The sequence below is a fragment of the Nostoc sp. LEGE 06077 genome, from assembly GCF_015207705.1.
In the GTDB taxonomy this organism is placed as follows: Bacteria; Cyanobacteriota; Cyanobacteriia; order Cyanobacteriales; family Nostocaceae; genus Nostoc_B.
This window is the reverse complement of record NZ_JADEWI010000017.1, coordinates 42335-58867: the sequence shown is the minus strand read 5'-3', so window position 1 is coordinate 58867 and position 16533 is coordinate 42335. Positions and strand designations below refer to the sequence as shown.

Below are 16533 nucleotides of genomic sequence, written 5' to 3'. Positions count from 1 at the left end.
CAGACTTTCGACATTCCCACATCTGCTGAATAAATTGATGGAGTTGCTGTTTAGCCTCCAAGTCTGGTTCACCTTTTGGTTCTTTGACTAAAACCTGACTCAACAGGGTAATTACTGTTTAGGGCATGGAAAGGGGAGAATTCATGATTTTAGGTTATTTAAAACAAGTGGTGTAAGGTTTGGAGAATTGCTCAAAGTTATCGCGGATAAGGGCTATCAAGGAATTAAGAAAATTCATCAATTAAGCGAAACACCGATTAAGAAACGGAAAGGGAAAAAGTTGACGAAGGAGCAGAAGCAATCTAATCGACAACTTAATCGATTACGAATTGTGGTTGAACACGTTAATCGTCGGCTAAAAATCTTCAATATTTTATCTAATCAATACCGAAATCGCCATCGCAGATGTGGATTAAGGTCTAATCTGATTGCTGGAATCTATAATCATGAATTAGCTTTCAAAGCTTAAATAAAGCAGAATTAATCATGATAATTCAGCAAATAAATAATGGCTGAATCAGTTTGCTATATTGAATTTTTAGGTAAAGATTCTCCAGCAATAGTTAATATTAGAAACTTTGTAAATTGTGGCTATTTTAACTTCTCTAACCTAAAAGAAAATAACCCTTCATTATACCAGAAAATATTTATGCAAGAGTTCTTTGGAATAGAACCAACTGCTAGCCGCATTTCACCACATTTAAGTAAACCTGGAACGATTCTTCAGGAGAATGCTATCGCAGCAGTACGTGCAGTTCGGCGCGAACTGGGTTGGGAAAAGTAGTTATTTTGCAAATATTAACTAGTCATAAAGAAATTATCCAAGTAAAAGCCAAAACATTTTTGCGATAGTATACCCAACAAAAAATTCTTTAAGGAGCAAAAAATTTCGGAGTAAAACTGTTGGATACAGACAAATCATATAGCTTAAAGCAGCCTTCAATCCCACAGCGTAGCCGCCTGTACCAAATAGAACCTATTAGTATTGGAACTCCTTTAGTGGAAAGTTTAACTGGTTATATTGCTCGTTTGGCAGAAGCTCATTCCTTATTTCCAGGAGTTTTGCTGGAAAGAGAATTAGCACCAGTTGTAAAGAAGACTTATGGAAGTACAAATCTAAGCAAAATATATCCTTTTACAGGAGCACTAAATGGTACAGGTGTCATGGCTATTGAACTAGGTCAATAGCCATGCAAAAGTTGACTCTTAATAACAATCTTCAGTTTCTAACATTACTAACTTGGTCTGAAGTCTTCCCGTCTATGAATTTGGTTTCTTCTACTCGTGCTTGGTGTCCTTATTGTTATCAGGAGCAGCTTACAAGGAACCACATAGTTTATGAGTCTTTAGCTTGGTCACTTGATATAATAAAAGTTTGTTCATATCACAAGCAGAGGTTACACCATAATTGCCACCATTGCCATCAGACAAATTATGCTTTAGCTTGGCGATCGCGTCCTGGCTACTGTTCAAAATGCTTAAAGTGGCTTGGTTTGCCTTTTGAAGCTCAACCAAGTGAGAGTAAGAGTTCAACTGAGGATGAGTTAAAGTTCGAGATTTGGACTGCTATAACTGTAGGAGACTTGCTTGCTAAATCTCCATATTTAACATTTGAGCCATTCAAAGAAAATATGGCCAAATCGCTGTGTGCTTATGTAAACAAAGTTGCTGATGGAAATATTGCTGCATTTGCTCGACAGCTTCAAATACCAAGAAATACAGTATGGCTTTGGTGCAAAGGACGGAATTTACCTTCAATCAAAGCACTTTTGCACATTTGTTACTGTCTTAAAGTATCACTACTCAATTTTTTAACGCTTGAAGAGGATTTGGTAAATTCGCCTCCAACCTTGCGAATACCTGTACCCCAAATCAAATCCAGCCGTCAAAAATCTATCAAACGCTTTGATGCTGATAAAGTAAAACAAAATATAGAAGCAATACTTGAAAGCGATGAGTATCCTGCACCATCAATGGAAGAGGTAGCTCGGCGTTTGAAATGTGATAGAAGAACGATTTTTAGGTACTTTCCAGATTTATGCCATGCAATCTCGGCTCGATACCTCAAAGGCAGAAAAGCAAGATTTGAGCATAACATAGAGCAGTCTTGTGAGGAAATTCGACAGATTACTCAGAAACTCTGGAATCAAGGAATATATCCTTCGGAAAAACGTGTATCAGAACAAATGACTATGCCAGGAAACTTGAGATATCCAAAAGTTCGTTTGGCATTGCAAGAAGTACAATGCCAATTTAAGTAAGTAGAACGCTAACTTTGTTTAAGTAAAAGTATCTACTTTACTTATAGCTATCTTTGATTCTTATTTCCCTTTTACTAGCTGACCTTTGTGTGCAAAAATTGACAAGCATAAGTTGACCATTGGAAATGACAAGCATAAAGTGACCATTTTGGACAACTAATGGTTGTTGTCGCATTAAAACTTACAATAAATATTTAATGTACAAATGGAGCTAAGCGGGTTCGAACCGCTGACCTCTGCAATGCCATTGCAGCGCTCTACCAACTGAGCTATAACCCCAAAAAGCCATTTTAAATTATGCCGTACTAATTTCTTACTTGTCAAGTTTTCTCTGTGTAATTAATTTAAATACTTAGTTTATTACACAGAACTGTCTATGAAACTTGTAACAAGTAGGTCATACAGTGACCCATGAGAAAGTAAACTACTAACATAGCAGCAGCAGCGAGAGCTACCAATGTCCCTGCCAACATGAGAGAAAATTCTTTGTTCTCGTAGGCCTTTTCCATAAGATGCAGTGACCAAGCCACCAGCGCTACATCAAATAATAAAATAGGGATCAACATATTTCTTAATATTTATTAATACTTGTAAAATAATATTAACATCGTTTTCGATAACTGGGTTCAATTTGGCTGGTAGTCAGGGGGATTTAATAATGTCTTTCGGCTTAAGGATACAAACGTACTGGGATATATCGATCGCGCAAATAATTCTTAATTTCTGAGACGCTTAATTGCCCGTAGTGCAGTAATGATGCTAATAATGCAGCTTCTGCTTTACCTTCAGTTACAGCTTCGTAGATATGTTCACAATTACCTGCACCCCCAGAAGCAATTACGGGGATTTGGACTGATTGGGCGATCGCTTTGGTTAACTCTAAGTCATACCCGGCTTGAGTTCCATCAGCGTCCATACTTGTAACTAACAGTTCTCCTGCTCCTCGTTGTTCAACTTCAGCAGCCCACTTGAGAGCATCTAAACCTGTGTTTTCCCTTCCTCCACGCACGTACACATCCCAGCCAGGATTTTCAGTATCTAATCTGCGTCTGGCATCAATCGCAACAACTATGCACTGATTCCCAAAGCGATCGCTCGCCCGATTTATCAAGTCTGGATCACGTACTGCCGCAGAGTTAATACTAACCTTGTCTGCTCCAGCCCGTAACAAAGCTTTAACATTTTCTAAGGTTTGGATACCACCGCCCACAGTCAACGGAATAAAGACCTGCTCTGCCGTGCGGTAAACCACATCGAGAATTGTATCTCGGTCTTCATGAGTAGCTGTAATATCCAGAAACACTAACTCATCAGCCCCAGCATCGTTGTAAACCTTTGCCAACTCAACCGGATCACCTGCATCTTGGAGATTGACAAAGTTAACTCCTTTTACAACCCGTCCCGCCTTCACATCCAAGCAGGGTAAGATCCTTTTAGATAACATAGTAAATTCTCAACTCCTTCCTTCAATGTCTGGAATTTAAATTTTAAATTGGTAAGTGTATTCCCAAACTAAAATTTTCGCATCTGAGGTTTATTCTCAAATATTGCGATGTCGATGGCGCTCAACCAGTCCTCAAGTCAAAGTTAATAGCTGAATTATGGCGATAATCTCCTCGAAAAAACAGCCTCCAGAACCTAACAAACCACCCAAGGAGCAGCGGGAATCAGTAAAAGCATCTTCCCAAGAAAATATTTTGCAACCTGAAGCCGTTATTGATGAACAAGGAAAGCAAGAAGAGAGTATTCGACCACAGCGATTTGCCGATTACATTGGGCAGAAAGACTTAAAGGATGTGTTAGAAATTGCCATCAAAGCAGCAAAATCACGGGGCGAAGTGCTGGATCACTTGTTGTTATACGGCCCGCCAGGATTGGGGAAAACGACAATGGCAATGATTTTAGCATCAGAAATGGGGGTCAACTATAAGATTACGAGTGCGCCAGCGCTAGAGCGTCCAAGAGATATTGTCGGGCTATTAGTAAACCTGAAGCCCGGAGACATCATATTTATCGACGAAATTCATCGTCTTTCCAGGATGACTGAGGAAATTCTCTATCCAGCTATGGAGGATTATCGCTTAGATATTACCATTGGCAAGGGTACGAGTGCGCGGATTAGAAGTTTGCCACTGGCGAAATTTACCTTAGTGGGCGCAACAACCCGCGTTGGTGCGTTAACTTCACCGTTACGCGATCGCTTTGGCTTAGTGCAGAAGTTACGCTTTTATGAAGTGGATGAACTGAGCCAAATTGTTGTTCGCAGTTCTCAACTCCTGCAAACCAACGTGACAGCCGATGGTGCGACAGAAATCGCCCGTCGTTCACGAGGTACACCAAGAATTGCCAATCGGCTACTTAAACGAGTGCGTGATTTTGCGGAAGTGAAAAAAATAACAGAAATTACTGAAAGCGTAGCGGCTGAAGCACTGCAACTCTTCCAAGTAGACCCCTGTGGCTTAGATTGGACAGACCGCAAAATGCTAAGTGTAATCATTGAGAATTTCAATGGTGGCCCTGTGGGTTTAGAAACCATCGCCGCCGCCACAGGTGAAGATACCCAGACAATTGAAGAAGTATATGAACCTTACTTGATGCAGATTGGCTATTTAAGCCGCACCCCGCGCGGTCGCATTGCCACAAAAGCGGCATATCAGCATTTGGGATTTAAGCCACCTAATGAGCAGTTGTCTATTTTGTAAAGATGCTGCGATCGCAGCATCTCACATCCCCTGAAGTATGCTGCGATCGCCATCATCTGGTTTTAATTTTATTGGCTATGCTGAAAGTCTGGCGGTTCTTGCTTGCTGTATGAGACAGTTTTCGCCATGATAAATTGTGGAATCTCCACCACAGATAGACACAGGTAAACCCAGATGATTAAGTTAATTAGTATTTTTCTCAGTCTGTTACTTGTGTTTGGCTGGGGTCAACCAGTCATGGCACAATCCCAACAACCCAACTTCACGCCAGAGGAAATCCAACAAGGGGATGAATGGGCGAATCAAGCATTTGCAGCGACGAATCAGGGTGACTTTGCCAAGGCTGAAGAATATTGGACAAAAATTATTGAGAAATTCCCTACCAATGCAGGTGCATGGAGTAATCGGGGAAATTCACGGGTTAGCCAGAATAAGCTAAAAGATGCACTAGCAGACTACAACAAAGCTGTAGAATTGGCTCCCAATGTCACAGATCCCTATTTAAATCGGGGTACAGCTTTAGAAGGTTTAGGGAAATGGGATGAGGCGATCGCAGATTATAATCACATCCTAGAATTAGATCCTAAAGATGCAATGGCCTATAACAATCGTGGTAATGCCAAAGCAGGTTTAGGAAAATGGGATGAGGCGATCGCAGATTATCAAAAGTCTACCGAAATTGCCCCAAATTTTGCCTTTGCCCGTGCTAACTATGCGATCGCCTTGTATGAAACTGGTCAAATAGAGCCAGCAATCCGCGAAATGCGAAATATTGCTCGGAAATATCCCAAATTTGCTGATGTCCGCGCTGCTTTAACCGCTGCTTATTGGGTAAATGGACAGAAAGGCGAAGCAGAGAGTAATTGGGTAGCCGCCTACGGGTTAGATCAACGTTACAAAGATATCGACTGGGTGAAAAGTATCCGCCGTTGGCCTCCTAGTATGGTGGCTGCTTTAGATAAGTTTTTGAAACTTCAGTATTAAAAGCCAACAGAGAACGGATAACAGTTCCATACGATGTGACGTAAAAGGGGCTAATTCTTTCTCTATTTCCTGTTCTCGCCCCGAATGGTTTTGTTCACAAGCATTTTTTAGGCAGACAATGTAATTGTCTGCCAATTCTTCCATAGAATTTTGGCTAATTGAAGGTAGAGAAAATATAAAAGCGATCGCTTTCTCAAGCCAGTTAGTATTTCATCACTACAATAGTTCTGCAATCTTGGCAGGATTTAACTCTTCAACATTACGCAAAACTATTGCGGCTCCAGCTTTTTGCAGTGTTTCAATATACGCCTGAGAGCGTGCTGGGGTTTCCTGGACGTGCGGTGGTAGAACCCCAACACCAATCCAAGTCCGGTGCGGCTGCAATTCTCGCGCTTTACCTACTGTATACATATCCGCGACAGTATCGCCTACATAAATGACTGGGGTGTTGCTTTGTTCATTCTCTAACTTGTCAACGGTAGCAAACAATCCTGTAGGATCTGGTTTACCGGGTGCGTCCTCCATCGCAATCAACACTGGAGATTGCAAACCTAAACGTTTTTCTAAGATGTAATTAGCCGAACCGCGAGTAGCACCGCTAAAAAATCCCCAACCAATTTCCGCTTGAGTAAGTTGTTGAAGATAGTCTGAGCTTAACAATAAAGGTTCATCACAAATATATCCCGTGAAATTATTCGGGTTTGGGCCACGGTAACGGGCTTGGAAAAAGGTAACAATGGTGTTGTAATCTAACTTGTTTTGTTCTCGTGGCTGTCCTTGAGACTCAAAGTAACGGTAAATTAATTCTTGGGACGCTTCCCAATCGTTATTCCAAACACCTTCAGACTTGAGTTGATCAATATCTAAGGGTGTGGGACAATATGCGGCGTTAGTAAAGTGTTCTACAGTATCGGCGATCGCGCGGCGATAAGAACCGCTAACATCGCGCACAACACCATCAATATCAAAAACGACGAGCGATCGTACTGAAGCTTGTACAGTCATGGTTGCATAGATAAAGAAAGATTAAGCTTTTCCGATTTTAAATGGGAGAAGTATCCATAATAAATACTTCTTGACCACTACCTACTCCCACATCCCACTCCCTGAAAAACTAATTACTAATCACGGTTTGGTCATTGAGTTAGATATTAAGTTACAATAAGCAATCGCAAACTTAGTAAGTAATGCCCGGATATTTCCCGGAGGTGTGATTGACCAAGTTCATTCTCAAAATTCTTTGGTTAGAAGATAACGTTGCCCTAGCAGTTGACCAAGTTGTAGGTAAAGGTACTAGTCCTTTAACGAAGTACTTTTTCTGGCCCAGAAATGATGCATGGGAAGAGTTAAAAAAGGAACTCGAATCCAAACACTGGATTACTGAGCTAGATCGCGTTGAATTGCTTAACAAAGCAACAGAAGTGATTAACTACTGGCAAGAGGAAGGTAGAAACCGTCCAATGGCAGAAGCTCAGTTGAAGTTTCCAGAAGTTGCTTTCACAGGTAGTGCTTGATACTGCACAATTAGCTCGTTTGTTGTTTACAAATGTTCACAGTTTGCTGCTCTTGTTCCTACTGCCACAATCAACAAATTGTGCAACAAGGTTAACAAATAGCAGCAAGCAATGTTGAGTATATATCCTCCATTTATCCTGCTCTTTCTTCCTGAGTAATTTGGTATTTCTTACTCAATTTGAAAAAAGAATGCGACAGATAGACTATCTGTAGAGATGTGATTAGTCGCTTCTCTACAGGTTATGTATTCTATGGATTAACTGACTACAGGCAATTCTGATTAATTATCCGAAATACAGATGCAGTTATCTAACTCAGCAATTATTTAAAATCACCACTGAATACTAGTAATATTGCATACAATGGGTTGATCATAAATCCAAAAAATAGCCCAGTATGCTGTTGCGTTTATCTTATCAAGCTTTGATTACGCCTTTAGTCGCCTGTTTGAGTGTATTAGGAGTTAGCGCCCTTCAATTCCCCCGACTCCAATCACTGTTAATTAATAAACAAGCAGCTTCGTTAGAAATTTTAGAACAAGAAATCAAAGCCGAACATCTGCGGCTGAGTTTATTGAAAGAGTTACCTAGTTTTGGCTATGACAATTTTATGGCTAATTGGGTGTATTTGAATTTCTTACAGTACTTTGGAGATGACGAAGTTCGAGAAAAAACAGGTTACAGTCTTAGTCCAGAGTATTTTGAGATTATTGTTAAACATGACCCACGATTTTTAGGGGCTTATATAAGCCTTTCTACTAGTACTTCTATGTATGCTGCTATGCCAGAACGCTCAATAAAATTGATTGAGGAAGGTTTGCATTCTATCACCCCCCAAATTCCCGAAAAATCTTATTATGTGTGGCGTTATAAAGGTACTGATGAATTATTATTTTTAGGCAATTCTCAAGCCGCACAACATTCTTTCACGATGGCAGCGAATTGGGCAAATCACTATTCAGATATCGAAAGTAAATACATGGCTGAGAACTCTCATCAGACTGCTTTATTTTTGAGCCGTAATCCTGATAGTCGATACGCTCGAATTGCCACCTGGGCAATTGTCTTAAATAATGGAGTTGATGAAAAAACTCAGAAAAGAGTAGTGAGAGAAATTGAGGCTTTGGGAGGAAAGGTAATTAGCACTCCAGCGGGAAACAAAATTACTTTTCCTCCAAAGGATTAAATAAATTACCTAAGCTAAACACATCTAAATTGCATAACTAGCAATAAAGGTCGTCCTTTGTCATTACCCATTCATATTTAAACAGGACAAAGGACTAATGACGATCTCAATCTGGAAATGTAGGAATTGAGCGTATATCAACTTATTCGTTAGCAGTAGGCGGGGTAACTGGCGTAGTAGCTTGTTGTTGGCGTTGTTCGCGTTTTTTGCGGTCAGCTGATATCATATCTGCCATTACCACCAGTGCTTGCGACATTTTCTCTAGATTAGAGCGATATAAATCTAAATCTTTGTTGAGTTTGTCCTCCGATAAATGCAACCCAGCTGCAATCGTTTTGATTGCATCAGTACGTTGCTTTTCATCTTTAACCAAGTCGGGGTCAGACTCCTCCAATAAGGAGAATAGACCAATAGCAAACAAGCGATTGTATTTAAAGTGAGAATTATTGGCGATCACTTGCAATTGTACTTGCAAATCAGCATCTTGACCTGAATGATTAGTTTGGCCAAGCCAAGCAATTAAATCGTTGGCTGCTAAATTTTTCGCCAAAGTTTGCAACCTTTCAGCATCCTGTCTATAGCGTTGCGCTTCTTGCTCTACAGCCTGACAGATAGCATGAAAAATTGATTCTCTGTCTCGTTCCGGTTGATAGCCTTGCATAAAGCGGTCAAAAGTTGTGACAACGCCCAAGGCATAAATTGGATTGTAACTAAAATCAACATTTACTGATAGCAGATGCATTTCCACCATCAACTCTTCTACTACCCGACGATAGATTGTGTTGATGGGACGGGTATGTAAGGAGTAGAAAGTTCGCTTTGTATCAGAGACAGTACGGACGTTATTCACAAAGAAAATATTAAGAATGTTAAGGGCGAAGTTATTTTATTGTCTCCCTTAAAGGCTACTTTGCCAAGTTCGGGTTTCTCCTCAGAATCTTTGGTCAATTTGGTAGCATAAAGGGGATCAATGATATTTGCTCAACAAACAGCTATAAATAAGAGTTCTAAATCTAGAATTCAGAATACTCTACCTAGAACAGATAGATTTTGAATACGGAATCATGTTGACAATTCGTTTCACACACTCAGATGAAGCTTTTCCCGCAATCTTCATTACCCAGTCGTCAAAATCTTATACTGAATTCTTTTTTATCAAATATTTTGGATGGTGCATCACAATTTATGAGTCTTTCACCTCTTCTGATTACTCTTGGTAAATACATAGCTGGTGAATTTGACAATCGGGAACAGGCTCTAGCAGAACCTGCTTGGTATGTTCACCTACGTATGTGGCAAAGACCAGTTAACTTATTCTCCGAAGACAGCATTACTTTGTTTGCTGAACAAGCCAATATTGTCTATTTAGACCGCCCTTATCGCCAACGAATATTGCGCTTAACGGCCGGGAATAATTTTGCTGCACCTTTGCAAATTCAGTACTATATACCTAAAAACCCAAGTGCCTTAAGTGGCGCAGGCCGTAATCCTGCTTTACTAAAGACACTCACAGTCGAACAATTGGATTTATTACCAGGGTGTATTCTTACGCTTACCCAGCAAGAATTGGCTCCTAAAAACTATAAGTTTGTCGCAACTCAACCAACCGAGACTCATTGCTGCTTTAACTATCAAGGCAACAACGTCCAAGTTTCCTTGGGGTTTGAAGCCACAGCAGAAGAATTTTATAGCTATGACAAAGGTATTGACTCGGAGACAGGAAAAGCAACTTGGGGAGCGATTTTAGGACCCTATCGCTACATTAAACGAGAACAGTACTCAGTTTTAAGTTCTGAGTGCTGAGTATTAACAATATTTACTCACAACGTATGAGAAAATAGCTGAAAGCTGAAAGCTAGTCTTTTTTACTCAGCACTTAGTACTTGATTAACTAGCGATACTCCGAGGAACACCTTCTAAAGCTTCCTCTTCTGTTTCAAAAATTTCAAACACTGTATCCATCATTGTGACTTCAAAAACTAGTTTCGCTTCTGGGTGTACGTTACAGATGCGAAAACTGCCTTTGACTTTATCAGCATCACGCATCCCAGCTACTAAAGACGTGAGACCAGAACTATCAATAAAATTTACCTGACCAAGATTCACCACTACATGGCGACTGAGCTTAGAAATACATTCCTGCAACTTTAAGCGGAATTGCCAAGCTGTGGTGATGTCGAGACGACCAGCTGGTGTTAAAACTATGACGGTATTACCGTCCTGGGTTGTATAGGTTGTTTGTTCTATTTTTATCACTAAAAATCCCCGTGGCACTCATTTTCAAATTAACTATTACTGGATTTAGCCTGAGATTGGTGAGTCAAAGAAGGTACTTATTTGGTAATACTGACTTTCGTTGGCGCGAAAGCTTCCCAGAAACTTGGTAAATTAATTGACTCACCGTTTGAGAAGACTATCCAGTGCTGAGACTTGAGATAAACAAGTTATAGCTAAAATAGTCACCTATTTACTAGGTGCTTACCTTTAGTAGTGTAACTCACTAAAAAAGTGCTGAGTGCTAATGAAAGTGCTGAGTTGAAAGCGCTGAGTGCCAAGTAACGAATATGCAAAATTTTATATTCCTATACAACGCACCCAACACTGAAAATTCTGAACAAATTAACCTAACCTAGGGGGGATTACATTGTATGTGATCGTTAGTGGGTTGTTGTCCAATTTATCCAGTCTTGCGGCTTGAGGAACGTGTCATACAGTTCGGCTTCCGGAGAATTGGGTTCAGGCTGATAACAATATTCCCAACGTACTAAAGGTGGTAAAGACATGAGAATGGATTCGGTACGTCCATTGGTTTGGAGTCCAAAAATTGTGCCTCGGTCGTAAACCAAGTTAAATTCAACGTACCGACCACGACGATAAAGTTGGAAATTTCGTTCGCGATCGCCATATTCTATTTCATGTCGCCGTTGGACAATTGGTACGTAGGCTGGTAAAAAGGCACGACCACCACCTTGGATAAAAGCAAATAAGTCTTCCCATGTGCGTTGTGCAACTACTCCTACTTCGTCGCTGTAACTAGCAGCGGGGCCTTTGGGGTCAGGGCCACGATATAAAGTACCTTGACCATCCTGATAATCAAAGAACAAACCGCCTACGCCGCGAGTCTCATTGCGATGTTTGAGATAAAAATATTCATCGCACCAACGCTTAAATACTGGATAATACTCGGCGTGGTGTTGGTCACAAGCTTGCTTCAGGGTTTTATGGAAATGGGCAGCATCTTCCGCAAAGGGGTAATAAGGTGTCAAGTCAGCCCCGCCTCCAAACCACCATACTGGCCCAGCTTCAAAATAACGGTAATTTAAGTGAACAGTTGGTACATAAGGATTACGCGGATGTAACACCAAGGAAGTGCCTGTGGCATAAAATTGGTGTCCCTCGGCTTCTGGACGTTGCTTTAAAATCGAGGGCGGCAGGTGAGAACCCCAAACTTCAGAAAAATTTACACCTGCTTGTTCAAAGATTTTTCCCTCACGCAGCACACGCGATCGCCCACCACCTCCCTCTGGACGTTCCCAAGCATCTTCTTTAAACTCACCCACACCATCTAATTCGGCTAAAGCTTGGGTAATTTCGTCTTGTAGTTGTTTCATAAACTGACTCACCCTAGCCTTAGCATCCGTTGGTGGTAAGAACTTGGATGATGCTGGTTTTACTGTTGGGGTGTGCGAATTAGTCAACATAGAGATTCCCGAACCTTAATTACAATTGCCAAAAAGCCAGAAATTTTCAGTTAAAAATTTGTAGACAATCCGAACTCATTTTTTAGCTCGATTTGCTCAAACTAATGTTTTTTGTCACGCTTTTACACTATTGATGTGTATGACTAGAGTTATTTTCCCTCAAATGCGTATAGGCTTGTATATTGACTCAGTTTTTTTTGTACTTCTTGATGGGAACATTCTGGTGTTATATCAACTTCTGGCAAGTTAGTATATGCCTTACTGATGATGGTGATGCCCCGCAAGCCTCGGTTTCCAGCCCTAGCAACCTTGTTGCCATTTGTGCCTAATCGTTACTTGCTATGCCACAACCAAATATTGAGAAATGTTAAGTAAAGGCAACTAGGATTGCTCACCAGACCAAAGTTACCAGCAAGTCTGTAGCGAGGAGGATAAGGCAAATGCGAGGTTGGTTATCAACATTCATCCACCGCAAACGTCGTCGGTTTTGTGCGTCTTTAGTACGGACTTACCGAGAGATTAGTGATGTTTCTGTTGATGAATTATGGCAAAAAGTAGTTGACTTAACAGATGTTTCTTGGCATCCCCTGCTCAAAAGTACCAATGTCCCCTACGGATTAGTCCCCAAGCCTGGATTAATTTACCAAGCTGTCACACGCTTTTCACCGTTTCCTATTCATATCTTTGTCGAGCGAGTCAATCCCAGAGAACTTTTGAGTGTGAGAGTTTTGGCTATTCCTGGGGTAGAAGAAAGAATTACTTATCAAGTAGAATCTACTGTTTGTGGTACTTGTTTGTCTTATTCTGTCACCCTGAAAGGCTGGTTATCGCCACTAATTTGGTCATTTTCCCGTCCTTATGCAGATCGGGTTGCACGTTCTTTAGTTGAATCCGTAGAAAATGCCGCAGTGGAAGCGGTATCCAGTAAGAAAAAATCTCTTAATGATAGTTGTTTTGATTTTTAGAGACTAGAGGTTACAGGCTACAAGCTACAGGCTACAAGCTACGGACAAAATAGGTACTGCAAAAATTATTTTTTAGTCTCTAGCCTCTAGCCTATAGCCCCTAGTTTGCTATTCCCAAGAAAGTTAAGATTCTATTAGGTAAGAATAAAAATTTCTTAAATTTTTTACGGCGGTAATGCTGAAAACACTATGTACGATGTCCTTGATTCCCGTTCTGTCTTAGAAGTATTGCGGCCTGTGCAAGACCCAGAACTCCGTAAGAGTCTGGTAGAACTGAATATGATTCGCAACGTTAATATTGACGGTGGCAAGGTGAGCTTCACTTTAGTTTTGACCACACCCGCCTGTCCCTTACGTGAATTTATTGTCGAAGATTGTGAAAAAGCTGTGAAAAAACTACCTGGGGTGACACAAGTCAACGTAGAAGTCACAGCCGAAACACCACAGCAAAAAAATGTACCTGAACGTAATGGTGTTCCTGGGATAAAAAATATTTTGGCGGTTTCCAGTGGTAAAGGTGGTGTCGGTAAAAGCACGGTAGCTGTGAATGTGGCTGTCGCCCTCGCGCAAACAGGAGCAAAAGTCGGTTTGCTAGATGCCGATATTTACGGGCCAAACGATCCCACCATGCTGGGACTAGGTGATGCTAAAATTACAGTCCGTTCCACAGACAAAGGTGAAGTTTTAGAACCGGCATTTAATCATGGTGTCAAATTAGTATCAATGGGCTTTTTGATTGATAAAGATCAGCCTGTGATTTGGCGCGGGCCGATGCTGAATGGTGTAATTCGCCAGTTTCTTTATCAGGTGGAATGGGGCGAATTAGACTATTTAATTGTCGATATGCCGCCAGGAACTGGCGATGCCCAGTTAACTTTAACCCAAGCAGTGCCAATGGCTGGGGCCGTAATTGTGACTACACCACAAACGGTCGCTTTATTAGATGCTCGCAAAGGATTACGGATGTTCCAACAAATGAACGTCCCTGTTTTGGGAATAGTAGAAAACATGAGCTACTTTATTCCCCCGGATATGCCAGATAAACAGTACGATATTTTTGGTTCTGGTGGTGGTTCTAAAACCGCTACAGAGTTGGGAGTTCCTTTATTAGGTTGCGTACCCTTAGAGATTTCCACGAGAGTTGGTGGTGATAGTGGTGTGCCGATTGTTGTGGCTGAACCAGATTCGGCTTCTGCCAAAGCATTAAAAGCGATCGCCTTCACTATTGCTGGTAAAGTATCAGTCGCGGCACTGACGGCATAAATTTGAATTTTTGTCTGATTCCTGGGCAGTTACCTGGGAATACAGATTATAAATCGAGAATTTAGAAGTTAGAATTCAGAAGTCAGAATTTTTCATAATTTAATTGAAGTTGGATCGTAGAAAACTTGTTTGTTTTGAAAAATAAATTCCTAGGTTTGTGAAATTCTGACTTCTGTTTCCTAAATGCTTTTTACTCAGTAAATTTAACTCTTCAAATTAAAGTCTAAATCGCACAATGTTGTTAAAACGTTCGCTCCCCAAAGTTCGCTGGAAATCTTGGGTCAAGCCTTGGCAGCAAGTAGATTGGTTATTATTTTGTTTACCTGTTGCTGTCAGCATCTTTGGCGGCATCATGATTCTGAGTACAGAACTCAAACAGCCAGTCACAGATTGGTGGTGGCACTGGTTAGTCGCTGGGATTGGTGTTTTCATAGCGTTGTTTTTATCTCGGATTCGCTACGAAAATTTACTTCAGTGGCATTGGGTGACTTATGGTCTGACTAACTTCAGCTTAATTGCAGTGATGTTAGCAGGTACGAGTGCCAAAGGCGCACAGCGGTGGATTAGTGTCGCGGGTTTTAATGTTCAACCGTCGGAATTTGCCAAAATTGGCATAATTATCACTTTAGCCGCCTTATTACACAAGCGAACAGCATCTTCCCTAGATAATGTATTTCGCGCCTTGGCAATTACTGCCATTCCCTGGGGACTAGTATTTTTGCAACCAGATTTGGCGACATCTTTGGTATTTGGGGCGATCGTTTTAGGGATGCTGTATTGGGCTAATGCCAATCCTGGCTGGCTGATACTATTTATTTCTCCAGTAATTTCCGCCATTTTGTTTAGTATTTCCTGGCCTTTAGCAGAGCCAATCGATTTATTTAAACTCATAGCTGTTAATCCGCTCGGATTACTAAAAGAAATAGCTGTTAGTCCTTTAGGATTAATCTGGTCATTGGCGATGGGAATTGTTGGTTGGCTAACACTCCCTTGGCGGCGATTTGGTTTTGCTGCAATCAGTGCCTTAAGTCTCAATATTCTGGGTGGTGAACTGGGAGTTTTTGCTTGGAATCACATCTTGAAAGAGTATCAAAAAGACCGCCTCACAGTATTTATTGACCCCGATCATGATCCCCTCGGCGCTGGCTATCACCTGATTCAATCGCGGATTGCCATTGGTGCAGGTGAAATTTGGGGATGGGGTTTGTTTAAAGGGCCAATGACCCAACTTAATTTCGTTCCCGAACAGCATACAGATTTTATTTTCTCGGCTGTGGGTGAGGAATTTGGTTTTGTGGGTTGTTTAGTAGTGTTGTTTGTCTTTTGCTTGATTTGCTTTCGTCTACTGCACGTAGCCCAAACAGCCAAAGATAACTTTGGTTCGTTATTGGCGATTGGTGTTTTGTCGATGATTGTGTTTCAGTTAATTGTGAATGTGGGGATGACGGTTGGTTTAGCACCTGTCGCCGGAATTCCCCTACCGTGGATGAGTTACGGACGTTCGGCTATGCTAACTAACTTCATCGCTTTAGGAATAGTAGAATCGGTGGCAAACTTCCGACAAAAGCAGAAGTATTATTAATGAGTCAATGGTCAATTAGGATAAAAACTATGGACTATGAACTCTCAACTATTGACTTTAGACTTTGGACTCTAGACTATTGACTATTGACGAGTATGTAAAGCAGCAAGGGTAAAAACTATGATTCTGCCTGGAGCAACTGTTCGTGTCAAGAATCCCGCGGATACCTACTATCGCTACGAAGGACTCGTACAACGGGTAAGTGATGGCAAGGTAGCTGTATTGTTTGAAGGTGGCAATTGGGATAAATTAATTACCTTCCGCCTGTCAGAGTTGGAACCTGTAGACACCACAGCAGGACGTAAAAAAGCAAAATAGGCTTTTAGTCAACGGTCAATAGTCAATAGTCCATTGCTTTTTGACTATTGACTCTTA

Annotated in this window: 18 protein-coding genes, 1 tRNA gene and 1 pseudogene; 13 read left to right on the top strand and 7 right to left on the bottom strand. The window is 41.1% G+C overall.

Annotated elements, in window-relative coordinates; all coding sequences use genetic code 11:
* Positions 1-115 precede the first annotated feature (115 nt).
* The 4 genes and pseudogenes from IQ244_RS13910 to IQ244_RS13895 form a co-directional block, all read left to right on the top strand.
* Positions 116-469 (top strand): annotated as a pseudogene (locus IQ244_RS13910) (transposase family protein); the annotation flags it as partial.
* A 39-nt stretch (positions 470-508) separates the two neighbouring features.
* The gene (locus IQ244_RS13905) at positions 509-784 is read left to right on the top strand and encodes a hypothetical protein (protein ID WP_193894931.1); all 276 of its coding nucleotides are present in this window, start codon (positions 509-511) and stop codon (positions 782-784) included.
* Between the two features lie 119 nt (positions 785-903).
* Positions 904-1188: a hypothetical protein gene (locus IQ244_RS13900; RefSeq protein WP_193894930.1), complete on the top strand. Its 285-nt coding sequence runs from the start codon at positions 904-906 to the stop codon at positions 1186-1188.
* A gap of 2 nt (positions 1189-1190) precedes the next feature.
* On the top strand, positions 1191-2261 hold the full coding sequence (locus tag IQ244_RS13895) for a TniQ family protein (protein ID WP_193894928.1): 1071 nt from the start codon (positions 1191-1193) through the stop codon (positions 2259-2261).
* Between the two features lie 206 nt (positions 2262-2467).
* Here the strand turns inward: IQ244_RS13895 and IQ244_RS13890 are convergent.
* The 3 genes from IQ244_RS13890 to hisF all read right to left on the bottom strand — a co-directional run bounded on the left by IQ244_RS13890 (position 2468) and on the right by hisF (position 3705).
* Positions 2468-2540: transfer RNA gene (locus tag IQ244_RS13890), tRNA-Ala, on the bottom strand.
* A 95-nt stretch (positions 2541-2635) separates the two neighbouring features.
* Positions 2636-2827 carry a hypothetical protein gene (locus tag IQ244_RS13885; protein ID WP_015113328.1) on the bottom strand — a complete coding sequence of 64 codons (192 nt, stop codon included), beginning with the start codon at positions 2825-2827 and terminating at the stop codon, positions 2636-2638.
* Between the two features lie 104 nt (positions 2828-2931).
* Positions 2932-3705 (bottom strand): imidazole glycerol phosphate synthase subunit HisF, encoded by a 774-nt coding sequence (hisF, locus tag IQ244_RS13880; RefSeq protein WP_193894926.1) that lies wholly within the window; start codon positions 3703-3705, stop codon positions 2932-2934.
* Positions 3706-3862: 157 nt separating this feature from the next.
* Between hisF and ruvB the strand changes: the two genes are divergently transcribed.
* Complete coding sequence (ruvB, locus tag IQ244_RS13875) at positions 3863-4963, top strand: Holliday junction branch migration DNA helicase RuvB (protein WP_193894925.1); 1101 nt, start codon at positions 3863-3865, stop codon at positions 4961-4963.
* Between the two features lie 174 nt (positions 4964-5137).
* The gene (locus IQ244_RS13870) at positions 5138-5947 is read left to right on the top strand and encodes a tetratricopeptide repeat protein (protein ID WP_193894923.1); all 810 of its coding nucleotides are present in this window, start codon (positions 5138-5140) and stop codon (positions 5945-5947) included.
* 216 nt (positions 5948-6163) lie between these two features.
* Here IQ244_RS13870 and IQ244_RS13865 read toward each other — a convergent pair whose 3' ends face one another.
* Positions 6164-6952, bottom strand: a complete 789-nt coding sequence (locus tag IQ244_RS13865) for a TIGR01548 family HAD-type hydrolase (protein WP_193894921.1) — start codon at positions 6950-6952, stop codon at positions 6164-6166.
* Positions 6953-7161: 209 nt separating this feature from the next.
* On the opposite strand from IQ244_RS13865, the gene IQ244_RS13860 reads away from it, so the two are divergent.
* Both IQ244_RS13860 and IQ244_RS13855 read left to right on the top strand, forming a co-directional pair.
* The gene (locus IQ244_RS13860; protein WP_015113334.1) at positions 7162-7461 is read left to right on the top strand and encodes a 30S ribosomal protein PSRP-3; all 300 of its coding nucleotides are present in this window, start codon (positions 7162-7164) and stop codon (positions 7459-7461) included.
* Positions 7462-7858: 397 nt separating this feature from the next.
* Positions 7859-8647 carry a hypothetical protein gene (locus IQ244_RS13855; protein WP_193894919.1) on the top strand — a complete coding sequence of 263 codons (789 nt, stop codon included), beginning with the start codon at positions 7859-7861 and terminating at the stop codon, positions 8645-8647.
* A gap of 142 nt (positions 8648-8789) precedes the next feature.
* On the opposite strand, the gene psb29 is transcribed toward IQ244_RS13855, so the two are convergent.
* Positions 8790-9497 carry a photosystem II biogenesis protein Psp29 gene (psb29, locus tag IQ244_RS13850; protein WP_193894917.1) on the bottom strand — a complete coding sequence of 236 codons (708 nt, stop codon included), beginning with the start codon at positions 9495-9497 and terminating at the stop codon, positions 8790-8792.
* A 335-nt stretch (positions 9498-9832) separates the two neighbouring features.
* On the opposite strand from psb29, the gene IQ244_RS13845 reads away from it, so the two are divergent.
* Positions 9833-10450: a chromophore lyase CpcT/CpeT gene (locus IQ244_RS13845; RefSeq protein ID WP_193894995.1), complete on the top strand. Its 618-nt coding sequence runs from the start codon at positions 9833-9835 to the stop codon at positions 10448-10450.
* 84 nt (positions 10451-10534) lie between these two features.
* Here the strand turns inward: IQ244_RS13845 and IQ244_RS13840 are convergent, their stop codons facing one another.
* Together IQ244_RS13840 and hemF are read right to left on the bottom strand one after the other, a co-directional pair.
* Positions 10535-10903 (bottom strand): STAS domain-containing protein, encoded by a 369-nt coding sequence (locus tag IQ244_RS13840; RefSeq protein WP_193894915.1) that lies wholly within the window; start codon positions 10901-10903, stop codon positions 10535-10537.
* 401 nt (positions 10904-11304) lie between these two features.
* Complete coding sequence (gene hemF / locus IQ244_RS13835) at positions 11305-12348, bottom strand: oxygen-dependent coproporphyrinogen oxidase (RefSeq protein ID WP_193894913.1); 1044 nt, start codon at positions 12346-12348, stop codon at positions 11305-11307.
* A 440-nt stretch (positions 12349-12788) separates the two neighbouring features.
* Between hemF and IQ244_RS13830 the strand changes: the two genes are divergently transcribed.
* The 4 genes from IQ244_RS13830 (at position 12789) to IQ244_RS13815 (ending at position 16476) form a co-directional block, all read left to right on the top strand.
* Positions 12789-13313 carry an SRPBCC family protein gene (locus tag IQ244_RS13830; protein WP_193894911.1) on the top strand — a complete coding sequence of 175 codons (525 nt, stop codon included), beginning with the start codon at positions 12789-12791 and terminating at the stop codon, positions 13311-13313.
* Positions 13314-13502: 189 nt separating this feature from the next.
* Positions 13503-14576, top strand: a complete 1074-nt coding sequence (locus tag IQ244_RS13825; protein ID WP_193894909.1) for an Mrp/NBP35 family ATP-binding protein — start codon at positions 13503-13505, stop codon at positions 14574-14576.
* Between the two features lie 235 nt (positions 14577-14811).
* Complete coding sequence (gene rodA, locus IQ244_RS13820) at positions 14812-16158, top strand: rod shape-determining protein RodA (protein ID WP_193894907.1); 1347 nt, start codon at positions 14812-14814, stop codon at positions 16156-16158.
* Positions 16159-16278: 120 nt separating this feature from the next.
* A complete protein-coding gene (locus IQ244_RS13815) occupies positions 16279-16476 on the top strand; it encodes an NAD(P)H dehydrogenase subunit NdhS (RefSeq protein ID WP_190591931.1) in 198 nt (65 codons plus the stop codon).
* Positions 16477-16533: the final 57 nt, after the last annotated feature.

Coding starts and splice junctions, on each gene's coding strand:
- IQ244_RS13895 (WP_193894928.1), top strand. CDS start 1,191: ATGCAAAAGTTGACTCTTAATAACAATCTTCAGTTTCTAACATTACTA.
- hemF (WP_193894913.1), bottom strand. CDS start 12,348: ATGTTGACTAATTCGCACACCCCAACAGTAAAACCAGCATCATCCAAG.
- IQ244_RS13885 (WP_015113328.1), bottom strand. CDS start 2,827: ATGTTGATCCCTATTTTATTATTTGATGTAGCGCTGGTGGCTTGGTCA.
- IQ244_RS13845 (WP_193894995.1), top strand. CDS start 9,833: ATGAGTCTTTCACCTCTTCTGATTACTCTTGGTAAATACATAGCTGGT.
- hisF (WP_193894926.1), bottom strand. CDS start 3,705: ATGTTATCTAAAAGGATCTTACCCTGCTTGGATGTGAAGGCGGGACGG.
- IQ244_RS13825 (WP_193894909.1), top strand. CDS start 13,503: ATGTACGATGTCCTTGATTCCCGTTCTGTCTTAGAAGTATTGCGGCCT.
- ruvB (WP_193894925.1), top strand. CDS start 3,863: ATGGCGATAATCTCCTCGAAAAAACAGCCTCCAGAACCTAACAAACCA.
- IQ244_RS13870 (WP_193894923.1), top strand. CDS start 5,138: ATGATTAAGTTAATTAGTATTTTTCTCAGTCTGTTACTTGTGTTTGGC.
- rodA (WP_193894907.1), top strand. CDS start 14,812: ATGTTGTTAAAACGTTCGCTCCCCAAAGTTCGCTGGAAATCTTGGGTC.
- IQ244_RS13815 (WP_190591931.1), top strand. CDS start 16,279: ATGATTCTGCCTGGAGCAACTGTTCGTGTCAAGAATCCCGCGGATACC.
- IQ244_RS13830 (WP_193894911.1), top strand. CDS start 12,789: ATGCGAGGTTGGTTATCAACATTCATCCACCGCAAACGTCGTCGGTTT.
- IQ244_RS13865 (WP_193894921.1), bottom strand. CDS start 6,952: ATGACTGTACAAGCTTCAGTACGATCGCTCGTCGTTTTTGATATTGAT.
- IQ244_RS13855 (WP_193894919.1), top strand. CDS start 7,859: ATGCTGTTGCGTTTATCTTATCAAGCTTTGATTACGCCTTTAGTCGCC.
- IQ244_RS13905 (WP_193894931.1), top strand. CDS start 509: ATGGCTGAATCAGTTTGCTATATTGAATTTTTAGGTAAAGATTCTCCA.